Origin of the sequence: Hymenobacter nitidus, from assembly GCF_020447315.1 — a bacterium.
Lineage (GTDB): Bacteria > Bacteroidota > Bacteroidia > Cytophagales > Hymenobacteraceae > Hymenobacter > Hymenobacter nitidus.
Window position 1 is genome coordinate 199941 of sequence record NZ_JAJADQ010000002.1, and the last position, 16992, is coordinate 216932.

16 protein-coding genes are annotated in these 16992 nt (G+C 60.2%); 6 read left to right on the top strand and 10 right to left on the bottom strand.

The features are described 5' to 3' along the window. Window positions 1–98 precede the first annotated feature (98 nt). A complete protein-coding gene (locus LGH70_RS04200) occupies window positions 99–971 on the top strand; it encodes a nucleoside phosphorylase (protein ID WP_226183021.1) in 873 nt (290 codons plus the stop codon). Between the two features lie 126 nt (window positions 972–1097). Here the strand turns inward: LGH70_RS04200 and LGH70_RS04205 are convergent, their stop codons facing one another. Both LGH70_RS04205 and LGH70_RS04210 read right to left on the bottom strand, forming a co-directional pair. Then, window positions 1098–1397 carry a hypothetical protein gene (locus LGH70_RS04205; RefSeq protein WP_226183023.1) on the bottom strand — a complete coding sequence of 100 codons (300 nt, stop codon included), beginning with the start codon at window positions 1395–1397 and terminating at the stop codon, window positions 1098–1100. 110 nt (window positions 1398–1507) lie between these two features. Continuing rightward, window positions 1508–2521, bottom strand: coding sequence for an acyl-CoA reductase (locus tag LGH70_RS04210; protein WP_226183025.1), 1014 nt, complete (start codon window positions 2519–2521; stop codon window positions 1508–1510). Window positions 2522–2723: 202 nt separating this feature from the next. On the opposite strand from LGH70_RS04210, the gene LGH70_RS04215 reads away from it, so the two are divergent. Next, entirely contained in the window at window positions 2724–3074 is a 351-nt protein-coding gene (locus tag LGH70_RS04215; protein ID WP_226183027.1) for a 4Fe-4S binding protein, read from the top strand. 245 nt (window positions 3075–3319) lie between these two features. Here LGH70_RS04215 and LGH70_RS04220 read toward each other — a convergent pair whose 3' ends face one another. After that, on the bottom strand, window positions 3320–4537 hold the full coding sequence (locus tag LGH70_RS04220) for an adenine nucleotide alpha hydrolase family protein (RefSeq protein WP_226183029.1): 1218 nt from the start codon (window positions 4535–4537) through the stop codon (window positions 3320–3322). Window positions 4538–4555: 18 nt separating this feature from the next. Further along, the gene (locus LGH70_RS04225; RefSeq protein WP_226183031.1) at window positions 4556–5485 is read right to left on the bottom strand and encodes a carbon-nitrogen hydrolase family protein; all 930 of its coding nucleotides are present in this window, start codon (window positions 5483–5485) and stop codon (window positions 4556–4558) included. Window positions 5486–5718: 233 nt separating this feature from the next. On the opposite strand from LGH70_RS04225, the gene LGH70_RS04230 reads away from it, so the two are divergent. Beyond that, entirely contained in the window at window positions 5719–8349 is a 2631-nt protein-coding gene (locus LGH70_RS04230) for a valine--tRNA ligase (protein ID WP_226183033.1), read from the top strand. Window positions 8350–8657: 308 nt separating this feature from the next. Further along, window positions 8658–9671 (top strand): hypothetical protein, encoded by a 1014-nt coding sequence (locus LGH70_RS04235; RefSeq protein ID WP_226183035.1) that lies wholly within the window; start codon window positions 8658–8660, stop codon window positions 9669–9671. 66 nt (window positions 9672–9737) lie between these two features. Here the strand turns inward: LGH70_RS04235 and LGH70_RS04240 are convergent, their stop codons facing one another. The 3 genes from LGH70_RS04240 to LGH70_RS04250 form a co-directional block, all read right to left on the bottom strand. After that, window positions 9738–9941 (bottom strand): hypothetical protein, encoded by a 204-nt coding sequence (locus LGH70_RS04240; RefSeq protein ID WP_226183036.1) that lies wholly within the window; start codon window positions 9939–9941, stop codon window positions 9738–9740. 78 nt (window positions 9942–10019) lie between these two features. Beyond that, a complete protein-coding gene (locus tag LGH70_RS04245) occupies window positions 10020–11408 on the bottom strand; it encodes a dihydrolipoamide acetyltransferase family protein (protein WP_226183038.1) in 1389 nt (462 codons plus the stop codon). Between the two features lie 300 nt (window positions 11409–11708). Next, window positions 11709–12971, bottom strand: coding sequence for a competence/damage-inducible protein A (locus LGH70_RS04250; RefSeq protein WP_226183040.1), 1263 nt, complete (start codon window positions 12969–12971; stop codon window positions 11709–11711). Between the two features lie 101 nt (window positions 12972–13072). Between LGH70_RS04250 and LGH70_RS04255 the strand changes: the two genes are divergently transcribed. Both LGH70_RS04255 and LGH70_RS04260 read left to right on the top strand, forming a co-directional pair. Then, window positions 13073–13891 (top strand): DUF4197 domain-containing protein, encoded by an 819-nt coding sequence (locus LGH70_RS04255; RefSeq protein ID WP_226183042.1) that lies wholly within the window; start codon window positions 13073–13075, stop codon window positions 13889–13891. A 158-nt stretch (window positions 13892–14049) separates the two neighbouring features. Next, the gene (locus LGH70_RS04260) at window positions 14050–14808 is read left to right on the top strand and encodes a DUF4197 domain-containing protein (RefSeq protein WP_226183044.1); all 759 of its coding nucleotides are present in this window, start codon (window positions 14050–14052) and stop codon (window positions 14806–14808) included. A gap of 75 nt (window positions 14809–14883) precedes the next feature. Here the strand turns inward: LGH70_RS04260 and LGH70_RS04265 are convergent, their stop codons facing one another. The 3 genes from LGH70_RS04265 to lpxA all read right to left on the bottom strand — a co-directional run bounded on the left by LGH70_RS04265 (window position 14884) and on the right by lpxA (window position 16958). Next, complete coding sequence (locus LGH70_RS04265) at window positions 14884–15237, bottom strand: hypothetical protein (protein ID WP_226183046.1); 354 nt, start codon at window positions 15235–15237, stop codon at window positions 14884–14886. Between the two features lie 301 nt (window positions 15238–15538). Beyond that, the gene (locus LGH70_RS04270) at window positions 15539–16171 is read right to left on the bottom strand and encodes an ABC transporter ATP-binding protein (RefSeq protein WP_226183048.1); all 633 of its coding nucleotides are present in this window, start codon (window positions 16169–16171) and stop codon (window positions 15539–15541) included. Continuing rightward, window positions 16161–16958 carry an acyl-ACP--UDP-N-acetylglucosamine O-acyltransferase gene (lpxA, locus tag LGH70_RS04275; RefSeq protein WP_226183050.1) on the bottom strand — a complete coding sequence of 266 codons (798 nt, stop codon included), beginning with the start codon at window positions 16956–16958 and terminating at the stop codon, window positions 16161–16163. Before lpxA ends, LGH70_RS04270 begins: the two co-directional genes overlap by 11 nt. Between the last annotated feature and the right edge of the window lie 34 nt (window positions 16959–16992).

Below are 16992 nucleotides of genomic sequence, written 5' to 3' on the forward strand. Positions count from 1 at the left end.
TTCGTTAAAACCCTAGTGTGTTTACCGCTCACCGGCTGGCCTTCCACCGGGCCCGTAAGCGTCCTTCTCTTACATTCTCTCACCCAACTACCTTTCCCATGCCTATTCCCGAATCGGAGCTGATTGTTAACCGCGACGGCAGCATCTACCACCTGAACCTGCTGCCCGACCATATTTCCGATACCATCATCACCGTGGGTGACCCCGAGCGGGTGCCGCTGGTGAGCCAGCACTTCGATTCCATCGAAACCCAGATTCACAAGCGGGAATTCGTGACCCACGTGGGCTACTACAAAGGCAAGCGCCTGACGGTAATTTCCACCGGCATGGGCACCGACAACATCGACATCCTGATCAATGAGCTGGACGCGCTGGTCAACATCGACTTCGTGACCCGGGAGCCCCGGCCTCTGGAGGAGCGCATTGCCCTGCGCATCGTGCGCGTAGGAACCAGCGGCGCCCTGCAGGCCGATATTCCCATTGGCTCCCACCTCGTGACCGAGCACGCTGTGGGCCTCGACTCGCTGATGCAGTTTTACCCCCTGGTGGAAACCGGCCTGGAAGTGGAAGTGGCCACCGGCATTCAGCAGAGCCTCGATTTGAGCTACCGCCCGTACTGCGTGCGGGGCAATGACTTGCTGCGCGAGCAGCTGGGCGCCGGCATGGTGGTGGGCAACACGCTCACCTGCCCCGGTTTCTACGGCCCCCAGGGCCGCGTGCTGCGCCTCGACCTGCGCCAGCCCGACCTGATCAGCCGCTTCCAGAACTTCCGCTACCAGAGTGCCGAGGGTGAGTTCCGCCTGACCAACTTCGAGATGGAAACTGCCGGCTACTACGCCCTGGGCCGCATGCTGGGCCACGAGGTAGTGTCGCTGAACGCCATTGTAGCCAACCGCGCCACCGGCGAGTTTGCCACCAACGCCGAAGCCACCGTCAACGACCTGATTATGAAGACGCTGGACCGGGTATAGTTTCCGGGAATTTGCCGCCCGCTGACAACGGTGCCGAGCCCCAACAAAAAGCCCCGACTGGTACCGGTCGGGGCTTTTTGTTTGTGTCAGAATGCCGGGTGGCAGCTGGAAGCAACGCGGCGGCGGTTAGTAGAAATCGAAGCCGACGACCGAGCGCAGGGGCAGGGAGGTGCCCGATTTCAGCGTCAGATAGTCTGAGTCGCAGGCCCACACGGTGGTGTACACGCGCTTCAGGGCCCCATCCGCCGTCTGGAAATAGATGTCAACCTTGTTATGGTAGCCGTTGCCCAGCATGGTCGCCCGCTCGGCTTCGTAGCGCCGCCACTGCTGCTGGGCTGGCAGGGCAAGAACGTCGTGGCCCGGAAACCGCAGCGAGGCAATGGTTTCCTTGGCTATGGTTTCGGGAGCTTGTTCCAGGGTTTGCATATAGGGCGTGCCGAAGGTAGGTGCCTTATTAAGTTGCGCAAAAAACCTGGGAAAAGCAATTTATTGCTTTGCTTGTCAACGAGTTGTGGGTAAGGTGTCCCGAACTGCCATTAGCCGATTTCCGCCAGGAAGGCCATGGTGTCGACGCCGTCGGCATAGTCCGTGACCTTGGGCGACTGGGCCTGGCCGAAGGCGAAGCTGCCCGCGTAGCGCGCCCCGTCCGAAACGATGCACTGAATCTGCTCAGCCACATCGGTGAGTTGGTCGACCAAGTCGACTTCGCTGCCGTAGGTGCCGTAGTGCAGCACCGAAATCGGCGACACCAGCGCCCCACCCTCGGTCAGCAGCAGAAAGCCATTGTCGTAGTGCGGCACGCTGTTGACCAGCAGCAGGCTCTTGTTGTAGTCGTAGTTGTTCTGGTAGCGGTTGTGGTGCAGTACCGTTTCCCAGGGCTGCAGCGCGTCGAGCAGGGGCGTGAAGGAGTAGCCCTCGGGCACGTAGAGCTTGCTCACGTTGCGGCAGCCCAGCCCGTAGTACTGGAAAATGTCGCGGCCCAGGGCAGCCAGCGTGCCGGCCGATTCCTGGCCCGTAAGAATAGCCAGGCTGGTGCGGTTGCGCCGAATCAGGTTGGGCTTTTTGCTGAAGTAGTACTCGAAGTAGCGGGCCGTGTTGTTGGAGCCGGTGGCAATAAAGGCATCGGCCTCGTTGAGGCGCTCCACAAACGAAATCCGCTCGGCAAAGCGCGGCTCGATGCTGATCAGCTCCTGGGCCACCCAGTTCATCAGCACTGTGTCTTCGGAGCTGGGCTTAGCCAGCAGATAATGGCCGCTGAGGAGCACGCACAACAGGTCGTGAAACCCAACCAGGGGAATGTTGCCGGCCATAACCACGCCCACGCGGCGCGGGTGGGGCGGCTCGGCGGGGTAGCGGCCGGCCCAGGTGCGCAGCGTGTCTTCGGCCAGCAGGTGGGCCACGCCCGCCACGGCGGCCCGTACGTTGGGCCCGTCAAACCAATTGTTGCTATTGCGGGCCCGCCCCACCAGGGCGTCCAGCTCGTCGGCGGAAAGGTGTTGCAGGCGCAGGCCCAGGGCGACAAAAGCGGCCAGACGTTCGGAATGATTCATGGGAGGGAAGCGGAGGAAAAAAGCGGGATAGTACCCGGCGTTGTTCTACGGCCGGCGGGGCCGAAGAGCGGAATGACTAAAAAACTCGCAAGAGTACGGGTTAGTTTCTACTTTTGCGTGCCCCGACGAATTACTGCCCCCGCATTTTCTGCGTATAGGGCGTACGTATTTTAGCATCCACTCAACCCCGAGGAACACGGCTATGGCCATCATGATAACCGACGAGTGCATCAACTGTGGTGCCTGCGAACCAGAATGCCCGAACACGGCCATCTACGAAGGTGGCGCCCAGTGGCGTTGGGCCGATGGCACGACGCTGAAGGAAGTGCAGGTAGACGGCGGCGCGGTAGTGGCCGGCTCCGCACCCCAAACGCCCGTTTCCGACGAGTACTACTACATCGTCTCCGATAAGTGCACCGAGTGCGTGGGCTTCCACGAAGAGCCCCAGTGTGCGGCTGTGTGCCCCGTCGACTGCTGCGTGGACGACCCCGACTACCGCGAAAGTCAGGAGAAGCTCATCAGCAAGAAAGAGTGGCTCCACGCCGGCGCGTAGTCAATGTGCGAATGTGTTTTGAAGGTGCTGATGCGCTAATGCTCAACGTGTCCTGGTGAGCAGCGCGACGCCATCCGGTCTTCTGCACAGTACGAAGTCGCCTTTTACCGGAAAGCCCTTTATTCCTACTGGAGTAAAGGGCTTTTCAGTTTAAAAGGTCAAGTACATTGCAGAGGACGGATTGCTTTGGCTGCGCCCAGAACACGTTAGGCATTCGCACATTCGCACATCATCAGCACATTAAGCTAGGTGCCGCAGTTGAAATATTTGTCGTAGGCCGATTCCGGAATCAGGTTCAAGCGGCTCAGCACCTGAATGGGCCAGCGCAGGCGCCGGATGAGGCGGTAATTGTTGGGGTAGTCGTGGAAAGTGCGGGGCGGGGCGGCTACAATCTGGTCGAACTCGGTCCGCGTCAGGCCCAGGCGCTTGATGCACAGCTCAATCACCCGCGCATCCTCGATGGAGTTGATCTGGCTGGTACGATGCAGGGCCACTTCCCGGCTCATTTGCCCCGAGCGCACAAGCGCCGAGTAGTTGAATAAGCGCCGGTCGATGTTGAACTTGGTGCGGTTCAGGTAGTAAATCACGCTCTGGTACAAATCGTCGAAGTAGTGCGCGCCAGGGTTCTGCCAGTCCAGCTCCCGCTGCAGCAGCTCATCTACCTCACTGCGCACGTAGTCGACGTGGTAGAGCAGCGTGACGGTCTTGATGCGGCGCACGAAGGCGTAGTAGAACATTTCCCTCAGCCCTAGGTTGAAGCCCGGGTCGGTGGGCGACCAGGGCCGCAGCGGCACCGAGCCGAAACGCTGGTGCACGGCCTTCAGGTACTTGCCATCCAGGTAGTTCCACGACAGCGGCGCGATGCCCTCCGTGCGAAACGACTGCCCGATGACGATGCGCTGAATGCCTTCTTTGGCCGCCACGCCATACAGGGCCGTGGCTATGCCCAGGTCGGTGCCTTCCTCCATGTCGGGGGTGGAAGCTTTGAGAAAGGCGATTTTCAGGTCTTTCGACTCGCGCCAGTCGGAGGTGATGGTGCGCATCTCCACGCCCAGCTTGCGGCAGGCCTTAAGCATATTCTCACCCGCCACGGGGTTGCCAAAACCGTCGTTGAAATGCACCGCCAACGGCCGCAGCTGCAATTGCGTGACGCAATACCAGAGGGTGAAGGAACTGTCGCGGCCCCCGCTTACGCCCAGCACGCAGTCGTACTTGCGGCCTTTGCCGGTGCGCCGGATGTCGGCGGCCAGGGTCTGCACTTTTTGCCGGCCGGCTTCGCCCAGCGGAAAGGCCCGGTCCATGGCGTCGTGCAGCTCGCAGAAGTTACATTCGCCGTGGGTGCCAAACCGGATGCCGGGCACGGTGGTATCCATGATGCAACGGGTGCAGCGTTGGTAGCCAGGCGTGGTAGAAGAGGGTAGAGTTTGAGCAATAGGAGTGGAGGTCAGGAGGGAAGTAGACAAAGGCGAAGTGGTTTTAGGTTAGACCGGCAACTCGTCGAAGCGGTAGCCTTTACGGCGCAGCATTTCTCCGATGGCCGTGCCCTGCTCGGGCCGCACCGGGCGCGGTATGTCGGCCACGGTCAGCTGGCCCGCGAATTCATTGAAAGCACCCTGCGCCCGAATGCCCGAGGCATCGACGGCCAGTGAGCAGCCGATGCTTTTCTTGCCCTCGTAGGGGCCGCCCACGATGTAGCCGACCGACGTTGTGCTGAGCACGGCCACGTTATAGAGCCGGGCCAGGATGGAGAAGGGGCGCACCCATTTTTCCTGGTACGGGTCGTTTTCCTCCGTAATGGAGAAGTCCACGGTCCAGGAAGCGGGAGCTAGGATGAACTCGGCGCCCATGCGGGCCAGGGTGTGGCCAATAGCCAGCCCGTCGAGGTAGTTGTCGGCGCAGACGTTGACGCCGATTTTACCCAGCGGCGTGTCCACTACGTTCAGCGTCTGGCCCACGGCGTAAAAGGGTTGCTCTACCGCCAGTAGGTTGATTTTGTGGTACTTGGTCAGAATCTCGCCCTGGGCGCTGATGAGCAGGGCGGCGTTGTAGTTGCGGCCGTTCAGGCGCTCCGTCAGGCCGGCGCACACCATGATGTTGTGGCGCAGGGCTTCCTGGCAGAGCAGCTCGCTGAAGGCTCCCGGAATGGGCTGGGCTTCTTCCAGGGCGCTGGGATGGGTCCAGGCAAAGTCCAGGGTTTCGGGCAGCAGCACCAGGTCGCAGCCCTGCCGGGCGGCCTCGGCAATCATCTGGGCGGCCCGCTCCAGGTTGCGGTGCGGCTCGCCGCCTTCTACCAGCAGCTGGCCCAGTCCGAAGCGAATGGTACTATTTTCTGTTGAGGTGGGTCGAGAGGGAGAAGGAGCCGGTAAGTGTTCCGGCTTCGTTTTTTTTAGAAAAGAGAAGAGTGTAGCCATGCAGGCGAGTACTGAGGGAGAGAAAAACTCTCAGAAGGTACAGAAATTCTGCTTAACCATTCACGGAGCTTTTTGTTGTTTCAAAGTTACCTTGAATTAGCTATATCCTATGTTAAAATCATATTAATGAGGAGCTGACCGGGGTCGGCTACTAGGGCCCGACGGCGCAATTTCCCGCCCCGCGCCGAATTGCCTACTTTTGCCCTTATTCCGAACCGCTATTCCCCTTGACGATGTCCATCGCCAAAACCTATACCCCCGCCGACGTTGAAGCCAAATGGTACCAGCGCTGGCAGGAGCAGGGCTTTTTCAAAGCCAAACCCAACCCGCGCAAGCCCGCCTACTCCGTCGTGATTCCGCCGCCCAACGTGACGGGCGTGCTGCACATGGGCCACATGCTCAACAATACGATTCAGGACGTGCTGGTGCGCCGGGCCCGGATGCAGGGCAAGGAAGCCTGCTGGGTGCCCGGCACCGACCACGCCTCCATTGCCACCGAAGCCAAGGTAGTAGCCCTGCTCCAGGAAAAAGGTATTGCAAAGCGCGACCTGAGCCGGGAGGAATTCCTGACCCACGCCTGGGACTGGAAGGAAAAGTACGGCGGCATCATTCTCGAGCAGCTCAAGAAGCTGGGCGCCAGCTGCGACTGGGACCGGACGCGCTTCACGATGGAGCCCGAGCTGACCGAGGCCGTGCTGCGCGTATTCGTGGACCTCTATCAGAAGGGCCAGATTTACCGCGGCATCCGGATGGTCAACTGGGACCCGCAGGGCCGCACCGCCATTTCCGACGAGGAAGTTATTGCCAAGGACACCGTGGCCAAGATGTACTACCTACGGTATGCGGTGGTAGGGCAGGACGGGCAGTTTATCACCGTGGCCACCTCACGGCCCGAGACGATTATGGCCGACGTGGCCGTGGCCGTGAACCCCAACGACGAGCGGTATACCCACCTGCACGGCCAGAAAGTGCGCATTCCGCTGCTGGGCCGCGAAATCCCGGTTATCTTGGACGAGTACGTGGCCATGGACTTCGGTACCGGCGGCCTGAAGGTGACGCCCGCCCACGATTTGAACGACTACGAGCTGGGCGTGAAGCACAACCTGCCCGTAATTGACATTCTCAACGACGACGGCACGCTGAATGAAAAGGCGCAGCTGTACGTAGGCCAGGACCGCTTTGCCGTGCGCAAGCAGATTGCCAAGGACTTGGCCGAAGCCGGCTTGCTCGACAGGATTGAGGACTACAACAGCGTGCTGCAAACCTCGGAGCGGACCGGCGCCGTCATTGAGCCCAAGCTAAGTCTGCAGTGGTTCTGCAAAATGGACCACATGGCCAAAAAGGCCCTGGAAGTGGTCGAAAACGACGAAATCAAGCTGCACCCGCCCAAGTTCAAGAACATGTACCGGGCTTGGATGGAGAACGTGCGCGACTGGTGCATCTCGCGCCAGCTCTGGTGGGGGCAGCGCATCCCGGCCTACTACCTGCCCGACGGCTCGTTCGTGGTGGCTATGAATGAGGAGCAGGCCCTAATTCAGGCCCGGGAGCAGAGCGGCAATGCTGAGTTGCAGCTCACCGACCTGCGCCAGGACGAGGACGTGCTGGACACCTGGTTTTCGTCGTGGTTGTGGCCGATTTCGGTGTTCGACGGGTTTAAGGACCCCGATAATGCCGATATCAACTATTTCTACCCCACCGACGACCTGGTAACGGCCCCCGAAATCCTGTTTTTCTGGGTGGCCCGCATGATTATGGCCGGCCTGGAGTACCGCAAGGAAGTGCCTTTCCGCAACGTGTACCTCACCGGCATCGTGCGCGACGACCAGGGCCGCAAGATGAGCAAGCAGCTCGGCAACTCGCCCGACCCGCTGGACCTGATTGCCACCTACGGCGCCGACGGCGTGCGGACCGGCATGCTGTTTTCCTCGCCGGCCGGCAACGACCTGCTGTTCGATATCAAGCTCGTGGAGCAGGGCCGCAACTTCACCAACAAGCTCTGGAACGCCTTCCGCCTCACCCAAGGCTGGGAAGTAAACAACGAGCTGCCGTTCGCTTCGGCCAAGGCTGTGGAGTGGTTCGGGGCCAAGCTGCAAGCCACCGTGGCCGAGCTGGATGAGCACTTCGCCAAGTTCCGAATGAGCGACGCGCTGATGACGGTGTACAAGCTGGTGTGGGACGACTTCTGCTCGGTGTACCTGGAGATGGTGAAGCCCGCCTACCAGGCCCCCATTGATGCCGAAACGCTGAAACACACCATCGGTTACCTCGAGACCCTGCTCAAGCTCCTGCACCCGTTCATGCCCTTCATTACCGAGGAAATCTGGCACGAGCTGAAGGAGCGGGGCCCGAAAGAGTACGTGTGCGTGGCAGCCTGGCCCAAGCTGGCGCCCGTAGCCGGCAGCGCCGAGCTGCTCGGCCGCATGGATAAGGCCCTCGACATCGTAGCCGGGGTGCGCAATATCCGCAACCAGAAAGGCCTGGGCCCCAACAAGCCCCTCACCCTGGCCGCCAAAACCGACGACGCCCAGCTGCTGCAGGACTACGACGGTATCATCCGCAAGCTGGCCGCTCTGACGGAGGTAAGCCTAGTGCAGGACGCCCCGGCGGCCTCCGTAGGCTTCGTGTCGGGTGGCGGTGAGTTCTTCGTGCCCCTGGAAGGCCAGATTGACCTGGGGGCCGAGAAGGCGCGCCTGGAAAAGGAGCTGGAGTATACCCGCGGCTTCCGCGACACGGTGCTCAAAAAGCTCAGCAACGAGAAATTCGTGCAGAACGCCAAGCCCGACGTGCTGGAGCGGGAGCGGCAGAAGCAGGCCGATGCCGAGTCCAAAATTGCGGCCCTGGAGCAAAGCTTAGCGGCACTGTAAGCCAAATTGTAATTCAGCAGGCCCATAAAAAAGCCGCTTCCAGTAACGGGGCGGCTTTTTTATGGGCCTTCCAGGAGCAGCTGCTAAGGCCCGGAGAGCAAGCATGTGGAACCTGCAGGGCAGCAGATAGTACTGGTTAAAGCCAGCTTTCATCCTGGGAATATGGGCGTTGGTGCATTATTCTTTTAGCAACAGCACCCCCCCGCTACTTTCGGTACGGCGGATAACTCCTGGCCCAGACGTGGTGCCCAGACCTACTACAGAATGCTAACCGCCAAGCATACTTTAACTCCACACATCTTTAGTTTATGAGAAAATCACTTCCCGCTTATCTGTTTCTGGCCGGTCTGAGCCTGAGCGCCTGTAGCGAAAAGAACCTGCAGTCACCCGACCAGCCCCTTGCCTCGCGCCACAGTGCTAATCAGACACTCAACGATGAGCATCGCTATGACTTTCCATTTTCACCCGACCAATATGTGAGCAAGACGGTGCAAATCGAAACTCCTGCCGACAGCTCGGACCGCTTTGAGCGCAAACGCTCTGAGACAAGCCAAAAGGATTTCAAAGAGATAGAGCCCGAAGAGCCCGAGGCCGGCTATACGTCGCTGAACTATGCCTATCTGAGCTCGTTTGAAAACACCTTCGCGGCCGATGCCGCCCGCACCGCTACCTACACCTTCGTCAGCTCCGACGGCATCGGCATGACGAACTTCACCACCCCGACTCCGCTCTATCTCAAATACGCCTCCTTTCCCGACTATATCTACGACGTGCAGATTGCCAAAAGCTCTTCGGCCGGGGTCGCAGCCAAAGATGGCTACCATAAGCTGGGCCTGGATCTGAACCGGGGCTCTGGCGGTAAGTACATCTACCTCACGTTTAGCCGCACCCGGGCCGAATTCAATGAGTATGGGCAGGATACCTATCCCGGCTATATGCGCTATGTGCACCCTTCTGGCTCCACCTACACGTATGATCTGCGCATGCTGCCCCTGAACAACATCACGGCCCGTTCCTACCGCAACTCTACGCTGTTCACGTCGCCGCCCTCCGGCTTCTTTGATGTATGGCAGTTTATTCCGCAGTTCTCCGGTCCCTATTCGCTTAAGTACTACCGCGTTGACCTGAACGATGGCGCGGGCGGCAACTACATCCGGCCTTACAAGTCGCGCACCGACGGCGGCTATGCTCCAATTCGTCAAGTCGGCATCGTAGCCGGCAACAGCTCCAACATCTGGCCTCCCAGCGGCTGGATTCGCGACAATACCGACCTGAACGATAGGGCTGGCGGTGACTATATCTACCTCTGCTATAAGCGCTAATAAGCGCGTCGGGAAAATTATGATATAAAAAAAGCCCGGTGGTTATCACCGGGCTTTTTTGCGTTGCTACTTTTTTAGTTTCGGGGCCGTAGCAGGTATGTCGCGGCGGCTGCTCAGCTGATTTTGCAGCTGAAACGTGACCTGCTGGCAGTCCGAGAATTTTTGTTCGGCCTGGTGCAGGGCTTCTTCCGTAGCGGTCAGCTTTTGGTACAGGAACAAGATGCAGCCCAGGGATACCACCAGGGCAATGAGATAAACGGTGTTTTTCATACTCGTCTGATTGTCAAAAAGAAAAGCCCGTCGACTTGACGGGCTTGTTCTGGTAAAAGCAAAGGAGGCCCGGCGCGGTTAAATAGCCGTGTTGGGGTCGAACTGTTCCAGGTAGTCGGCTACTTTGCGCACGAACATACCGCCCAGCGAGCCATCGACCACGCGGTGGTCGTAGCTGTGCGACAGGAACATGAAGTGCCGGATGCCGATCAGGTCGCCCTGGGGCGTTTCGATAACGGCCGGCTTCTTCTTGATGGCGCCCACGGCCATGATGGCTACCTGGGGCTGCATGATAATGGGCGTGCCCATCACGTTGCCAAACGAGCCTACGTTGCTCAGGGTGTAGGTGCCGCCTTCCAGATCTTCGGGCTTCAGCTTGTTGGCCCGGGCCCGGGTGGCCAAGTCGTTCACCTTCTTGCTCAGGCCGTTCAGGTTCAGCTGGTCGGCATTGTGAATCACGGGCACAATCAGGTTGCCGGAGGGCAGGGCCACGGCCACGCCAATGTTGATGTCGCGCTTCTTGATGATGTAGTCACCGTCGATCGACACGTTGATCATCGGGAAATCCTGAATGGCGCGGGCCACGGCCTGGATAAAGATGGGCGTGAAAGTCAGGTTCTCGCCTTCGCGCTTCTTGTAGGCATCCTTGTGCTTGTTGCGCCAGTTCACCAGCTCCGTTACGTCAGCTTCCACGAAGGACGTGACGTGAGGCGAAATCCGCTTCGAATCGACCATGCGCTGGGCAATCATCTTGCGCATGCGGTCCATTTCGATCAGCTCGTTGTTGCCGCTCACCGACGGGGCGGGCTTGCTGGCCACTGCGGGCTGGGAAGCCGGAGCAGCGGCAACCGCCGGAGCAGCCGGTTGCGGCTGGGCCGCAGGCTGGGGCGCTGCTGCCGGGGCGGCGGCCGAAACGGCCGTCGTTGCCGGCTTTTTGCCGCCTTCCACGTAGGCCAGAATATCCTGCTTGGTTACGCGTCCTTCCTTGCCGGTGCCGGGCAGATACTCCAGATCAGCCATCGAAATGCCTTCCTGGCGGGCAATGCTGAGTACCAGAGGCGAGTAGAAACGGCCGGGCTGCGCTACGGCCAGGCGCTGATCGGCCTGCGGGTCGTGGGTTTCGGGCAGGTACGGAACGTTGGTTTCCGCGCCGTTCAGCGAAGGCGTGGGTGCGGCCTGTGGCGCAGCCGGGGCGGCGGTGGGTGCCGGAGCGCCGGCAGAAGCAGCCTCGGTTTCGATAATGGCAATGGGAGCACCGACGGCAACTACCTGGCCTTCCTGAACCAGAATTTCCTGTAGCACACCGGCGTAAATGGCGGGAACTTCGGTATCGACCTTATCGGTTGCCACTTCCAGCACTGATTCGTCCTGCTCGATGGCGTCGCCAACTTGCTTGAGCCATTTCAGAACGGTGCCTTCCATAATGCTTTCGCCCATTTTGGGCATCACCATTTCCACTCGTGCCATGCGTTTGTTTCTAGGGGTTGGGATTGTTGGGTGGGGAGTTTAGTGCCGCAAAGGTAGCAGAAAGCCGCAAGCCGCCCGCTTTTCGCGCCAGGCAATGATTCTGGAAAAGCGCCGCCCGGTTTTATGGCCAGAAAATGACTTGCCACAGGCAAAACCCGGCCGAGAAATAGCGCCGGTATTCCACAAGCAGGAAAGCCGCCGTCCCGCAAAGGACGACGGCTCGATTCAGGTTGCAGCCAGAGCTTACGACGCTATTCAACGGGCAGAGCAGCCAACCCCAGGCTGGGCCGGAGCCATTGCTTATTGCTTGGGTAAAGCCGGCAAGCTCTGGCGCAGCAGGTTCAGCACGCTGGTAGTAGCGTACTCAATATTGAGCTGCCGGCCCCGGTTGAAGCTGACCTTGCGGGCCACCGTCTGGTGAGCATCGGCGTAGGCCAGCCAAAAGGTGCCCACCGGTTTTTCCTCGGTGCCGCCGTCGGGCCCGGCTATGCCGCTGGTGGCAATGGCTACGTCGACGCCCAGGCGCTGACGGGCTCCCTCGGCCATCTGGCGCACCACTTCCTCGCTCACGGCACCATGTGTAGTCAGGCTTTCAGGAAATACGCCTAACTCTTTGACTTTAATATTGTTATGGTAGGAAATGACGCTGCCCAGAAAATAGCGCGAGCTACCCGCAATGCTGGTGAGCTTGTGGGCTACGTACCCGCCCGTGCAGCTTTCCGCCGTGCCAATGGTCAGGCCCCGTTCCTGTAGCAACTGGCCCACGGCGGCTTCCAGAGGCACCTCGCCTTCGGCAAAAATGTACTCGGCCAGCAGCACCCGAAGCTCCGGCAGGCGCGCTTCCATGCGGCCGCGCAGGTCGGGCTGCCCGTCGGCCGAACCGGTCAGGCGCAGACGCACCCCGCCCAGATACGGCAGGTAGGCCAGCTTCATATTGGCCGGCAGAGCATCTTCCCAGGTAGCTATTTTCTCAGCTAGAAACGACTCGCCCAGGCCCACGGTCTGTACCACGATGTGCTCGATGGGTGGGGTCTGGAAGTGGCGCTTGAGGCGGGGCAGCACCGTGTCGGTCATCATGCGCTTCATTTCGAAGGGCACGCCGGGCATCGACACGAATACGACGCCCTGGTCTTCAAACCACATGCCCGGGGCGGTGCCCACCACGTTGCGCACCGGCGTGCAGGAGGCGGGCAGGTACGCCTGCTGCCGGTTCACTTCCATCATGGGCCGGTTGAAGCGGGCAAAAATGGCCTCCACATCGCGCAAGGATGCTTCGTTCAAGACCAGCTCGGTGTGGAAGTAGTCGGTGAGGATGTTCTTGGTCAGGTCGTCTTTGGTGGGGCCCAGGCCGCCGGTAATCAGGACTACCTGGGCGCGGTTTCGGGCCGCATCCAGGGCCTGTACAATCTCATCGGCCCGGTCGGAAACGCTGGTAATCTGCCGCACCCGAATGCCGAGCTTGCCCAGCTCCTGACCCATGAAGGCGGAATTGGTATCAATGACCTGCCCGTAGAGGAGCTCGTCGCCAATGGTGATGATTTCTGCGTCTGGAACGTGGGGCATAGACCGGTAGTTAGGAAGGAGAGGGAATTTGGTGCAATTTGGGGCCAACGCGCATAAGACGCTCACTAAGGGCCTCGGGTTTTTCGCTTTTTTTCTTCTGTATGCACTCTTTTCGCATTTTCGCTGCCGCCCTGGCAGTAACCGTGGCCGCTACGCAAGGGGCGCAGGCCCAGACCAAGCCCAAGGCTAAAACCACGACTACCAAAAAGACCACCACGGCCAAGAAGACGACGGCCAAGGCGCCGGCCAAAACCACCACGACCAAGACCTCCACCAAGGTGACCACGCCCGCCGTTGTGGCGGCGCCCGTGCCCCTGACGCTGCCCGAGGCTACCAGCGGCCTGAAGGAAGCCCTGACGCAGAGCATCACCCGGGCCGTGGATATTGCCGGCTCAGCCGAGGGCTTCAATGCCAACGCCGATATCCGGATTCCTTTCCCGCCCGAAGCCGAGCTGGTGTCGACCACCTTGCGGGGCCTGCGCATGGGCACCTTGGTGGATAAGTTTGAGGTAGTGCTCAACCGCAGTGCCGAAGCCGCCGCGGCTCAGGCCAGGCCCATTTTCCTGGGCGCGGTGCAAAACCTAAGCTTCGCCGATGCTATGGCCCTGGTCACGACGCGGGAGCCCGACGCGGCCACGCTCTACCTGCACCAGAACACCGAAGCCCAGCTCGTGACGGCCCTGAAGCCCATCGTGCAGCAGTCGTTGGAGCAAACCGGCGCCACCAAGCTCTACGCCGAAATGGTAGCCCGCTACAACAAGATTCCGCTGGTAACGCCGGTAAATGCCGATCTGACGGCCTACGCCACCCAGAAAACCTCCGACGGCATCTTTACCCTGGTGGCCGCCGAGGAAAGCCGGATCCGGCAGAATGCCGCCGCCCGGGGCTCGGATGTCCTGAAGCGGGTCTTCGGCAAATAAGCTTCCTCCAGGTGCTTATAAGAAGCCCATCCGGCAGCTGTGGCCGGATGGGCTTTTTTGTGCGCCAGCGGAAAAGCCGGAGTTGCACAAAATTGGTCTGGTTTGTGTTTTACAGCAACCGTCGGCCGGATTGGCCGGGCCTTTCGCTCCTGCGCACCATGAACAAGAAACAATCTTTTCTCCTGCTGTTGGCCTTTGCGGGCCTGAACCTGACGGCCTCCGCTCAAGGCTTCGACCTGTCTAAGATTGGTCAGATTCTCACCAATAAAGCCGGTACGGCCGCCAAGACCGGCACCACGACCAGAGGCAACGTCAGTCAGAACGAGGCCGCTATGGGTCTGAAGGAAGCCCTGACGCAGGGTATTTCCAAGGGTGCCGACCAGGCTTCCAAGCAGGATGGCTTCTACCTCAACAAGCTGATCCGGATTCCCTTCCCGCCCGATGCCCAGCGCGTGGCCACGTCGCTGCGGGCTATTGGCCTGGGCTCCCAGGTCGATAAGTTCGAGTTGTCGCTGAACCGCGGGGCGGAAGATGCGGCCAAAAGCGCCAAACCGATTTTTCTGTCGGCCATCAAAAGTCTCACGTTCAGCGACGTGTGGGGCATCCTGACCGGGCAGAAGGACGCAGCCACCAACTACCTCAAGCGCACTACTACCACGCAGCTGAGCGCGGCCTTCAAGCCCATCATTCAGCAGTCGTTGGATAAGGTAAACGCCACGCGCTACTACACCGACCTGACCACCCGCTACAACATGATTCCGCTGGTGAAGCCCGTGCAGACCGACCTGAACCAGTACGCTACCGATAAAGCCATTGGCGGCTTGTTCACGCTCATCGCCCAGGAAGAGGCCAACATCCGGGAAAATCCTGTGGCCCGCACCACTGAGCTGCTGCGCCGCGTATTCGGGGGTAAGTAAGCTGCCTGAATTTGCAAGCAAAAGCCCCGCTGGTAGCTACCAGCGGGGCTTTTGCTTGGATTTGGGCCTGTGGGCTTAATAATCGTCGTCATCGGAGAAGCGCGAGCCGCGGCTGCTCCGGCTGCTGCCGAAAGAATCCTCATCGTCGTCGGCGAAGTCATCGTCGTCATCGAGGCTGTCAAAACCGCCGCCGCCATCGGGGTCTTCAGCGGCTTCGGCGGCGGTGTATTCTTCCTCCGTCATGTTGGCCAGGTCCAGGGCCTCGTCGTGGGAGGAGCCGGTGTCGCGCCACATCAGGTAGTCGGCGTACTTGGCGCTGAGGCGGTCTTCGTCGTTGCCACGGGTTTTGCTGCCACCAGTCTTGGCGAAGGTATCCAGCTCATCGTCATCGTCGAGGAAGTCGTCGTCGAGGTCGTCGTATTGTTTCATAGCCTTGTGAGGGGCGGTAAAAGTGAATGATGGGGAACGAAGCGGGTTCGGCTGCGAAGATACGGCCCCGGCAGCCAGAGGTTGGAAGTGCAAGGCAAAATTTGACGGGAAAATTCCCTGGTTTGCCATCTTTCCTGCAAGGCAACTCACCTACGCTCCAGCTCTCCGTAAACCCTGTTTGGGCTGAAACAGAGCCGATACAGCCAGAGCGCTACAACTTTAGGCGGCTTACTGTCCAACTGCTCAGCCCGGACTCGGAAGCCATAAACTTGTAACTCCCGGCGGCGGCCGTAGCGCGGCGTCAGTGAGCCGCTTTGGCTCCGAAATCCGTTACGTTGAGCTGCTGCTGGCAGAAGCTGTACTCTTCCGGCACGTTGGAGCTGACAATCACCAGGCGACCCGCCACGGTGGCCGCTACGTGCTCCAGATACCAGGCCACGCCGGTCCGGTCAAGGTTGGTGGTAGGCTCGTCGAGCAGCAGCAAGGGAGAGTCGGCGTAGAGGGCCAGGGCCAGCTTCAGGCGCTGCTTCATGCCGGAAGAAAAGTCGCGCACCATCTTGTGGCGGGACTTCTCCAGGTACATCAGCTCAATCAGGCGCGGGGGTGTCATGCCGGGCCGCAGGGGCTTAAACCGGGTGTGGAAGTGCAGCAGCTCGGTCAGGGTCAGCTCCTCAATCAGCTCCAGGTACGGCGCGCAGTACGCCAGCCTGCGCGGCACGTCTTCCACCGGCACGGGCTGACTCCGGAAAGAGTAGGCCAGAGTGCCTTCAGTGGGCAGAATCTGGCCGGAAAGGGTGTTGAGCAGGGTGCTTTTGCCCGAGCCGTTGGGCCCCAGCACCGCCGTAGCCGTGCCGGGCTGGAAAACGTGGTTCAGGCCCCGGAAAATCCACTCCCTGGAGAAGCGCTTTCCCAGCCCGGTGGCCTCAATCTGCACCGTTGCCGTTACGCGAATAGCCCTTGATAACGCCGCGGCCGGAGTTGCGCACGAAGTTCACTACTTCATCCCGCTCGGGCGAGGGCAGCAGCTCCAGCTCAATCTTGTCGAGGGCGTCGTTGTTGTTCAGGCCGCTGAGGAAGAGCAGGCGGTATAGCTGCTGAATCTCGCTGATTTTCTGGTCGGAGAAGCCCCGGCGGCGCAGGCCGATGGAGTTGATGCCGCTGTAGGTGAGCGGCTCACGGCCGGCTTTCACGAAGGGCGGCACGTCTTTGCGTACCAAGGAGCCGCCCGAAATCATGGCGTGGGGGCCTACTTTCACGAACTGGTGCACCGCCGAAGTGCCGCCGATAATGGCATGGTCACCGATTTCGACGTGGCCGGCCAGCTGCACGCCGTTGGCCAGCACGCAGTTGTTGCCGATGATGCAGTCGTGGGCCACGTGCACGTAGGCCATCAGCAGGCAGTTGCTGCCCACCACCGTTTTCAGCCGGTCCACGGTGCCGCGGTTCACCGTCACGCATTCCCGGATAACGGTGTTGTCGCCGATGGATACCGTGGTTTTCTCGCCGGCAAACTTGAGGTCCTGGGGCATAGCGGCAATAACGGCGCCGGGGAAAATCTTGCAGTTCTTGCCAATGCGGGCCCCCGACATGATGGTCACGTTGGGCCCAATCCAGGTGCCTTCCCCGATTTCCACATCCTTATCGATGGTAGTGAAGGGCTCCACTACCACGTTTTGGGCGATTTTGGCTTCGGGGTGAATGTAGGCGAGCGGCTGGTTCATTCGTTATGTAATTAGTAATTAAGAATTAGTAAGT

Coding starts and splice junctions, on each gene's coding strand:
- LGH70_RS04200 (WP_226183021.1), top strand. CDS start 99: ATGCCTATTCCCGAATCGGAGCTGATTGTTAACCGCGACGGCAGCATC.
- LGH70_RS04205 (WP_226183023.1), bottom strand. CDS start 1,397: ATGCAAACCCTGGAACAAGCTCCCGAAACCATAGCCAAGGAAACCATT.
- LGH70_RS04210 (WP_226183025.1), bottom strand. CDS start 2,521: ATGAATCATTCCGAACGTCTGGCCGCTTTTGTCGCCCTGGGCCTGCGC.
- LGH70_RS04215 (WP_226183027.1), top strand. CDS start 2,724: ATGGCCATCATGATAACCGACGAGTGCATCAACTGTGGTGCCTGCGAA.
- LGH70_RS04225 (WP_226183031.1), bottom strand. CDS start 5,485: ATGGCTACACTCTTCTCTTTTCTAAAAAAAACGAAGCCGGAACACTTA.
- LGH70_RS04230 (WP_226183033.1), top strand. CDS start 5,719: ATGTCCATCGCCAAAACCTATACCCCCGCCGACGTTGAAGCCAAATGG.
- LGH70_RS04235 (WP_226183035.1), top strand. CDS start 8,658: ATGAGAAAATCACTTCCCGCTTATCTGTTTCTGGCCGGTCTGAGCCTG.
- LGH70_RS04240 (WP_226183036.1), bottom strand. CDS start 9,941: ATGAAAAACACCGTTTATCTCATTGCCCTGGTGGTATCCCTGGGCTGC.
- LGH70_RS04245 (WP_226183038.1), bottom strand. CDS start 11,408: ATGGCACGAGTGGAAATGGTGATGCCCAAAATGGGCGAAAGCATTATG.
- LGH70_RS04250 (WP_226183040.1), bottom strand. CDS start 12,971: ATGCCCCACGTTCCAGACGCAGAAATCATCACCATTGGCGACGAGCTC.
- LGH70_RS04255 (WP_226183042.1), top strand. CDS start 13,073: ATGCACTCTTTTCGCATTTTCGCTGCCGCCCTGGCAGTAACCGTGGCC.
- LGH70_RS04260 (WP_226183044.1), top strand. CDS start 14,050: ATGAACAAGAAACAATCTTTTCTCCTGCTGTTGGCCTTTGCGGGCCTG.
- LGH70_RS04265 (WP_226183046.1), bottom strand. CDS start 15,237: ATGAAACAATACGACGACCTCGACGACGACTTCCTCGACGATGACGAT.
- lpxA (WP_226183050.1), bottom strand. CDS start 16,958: ATGAACCAGCCGCTCGCCTACATTCACCCCGAAGCCAAAATCGCCCAA.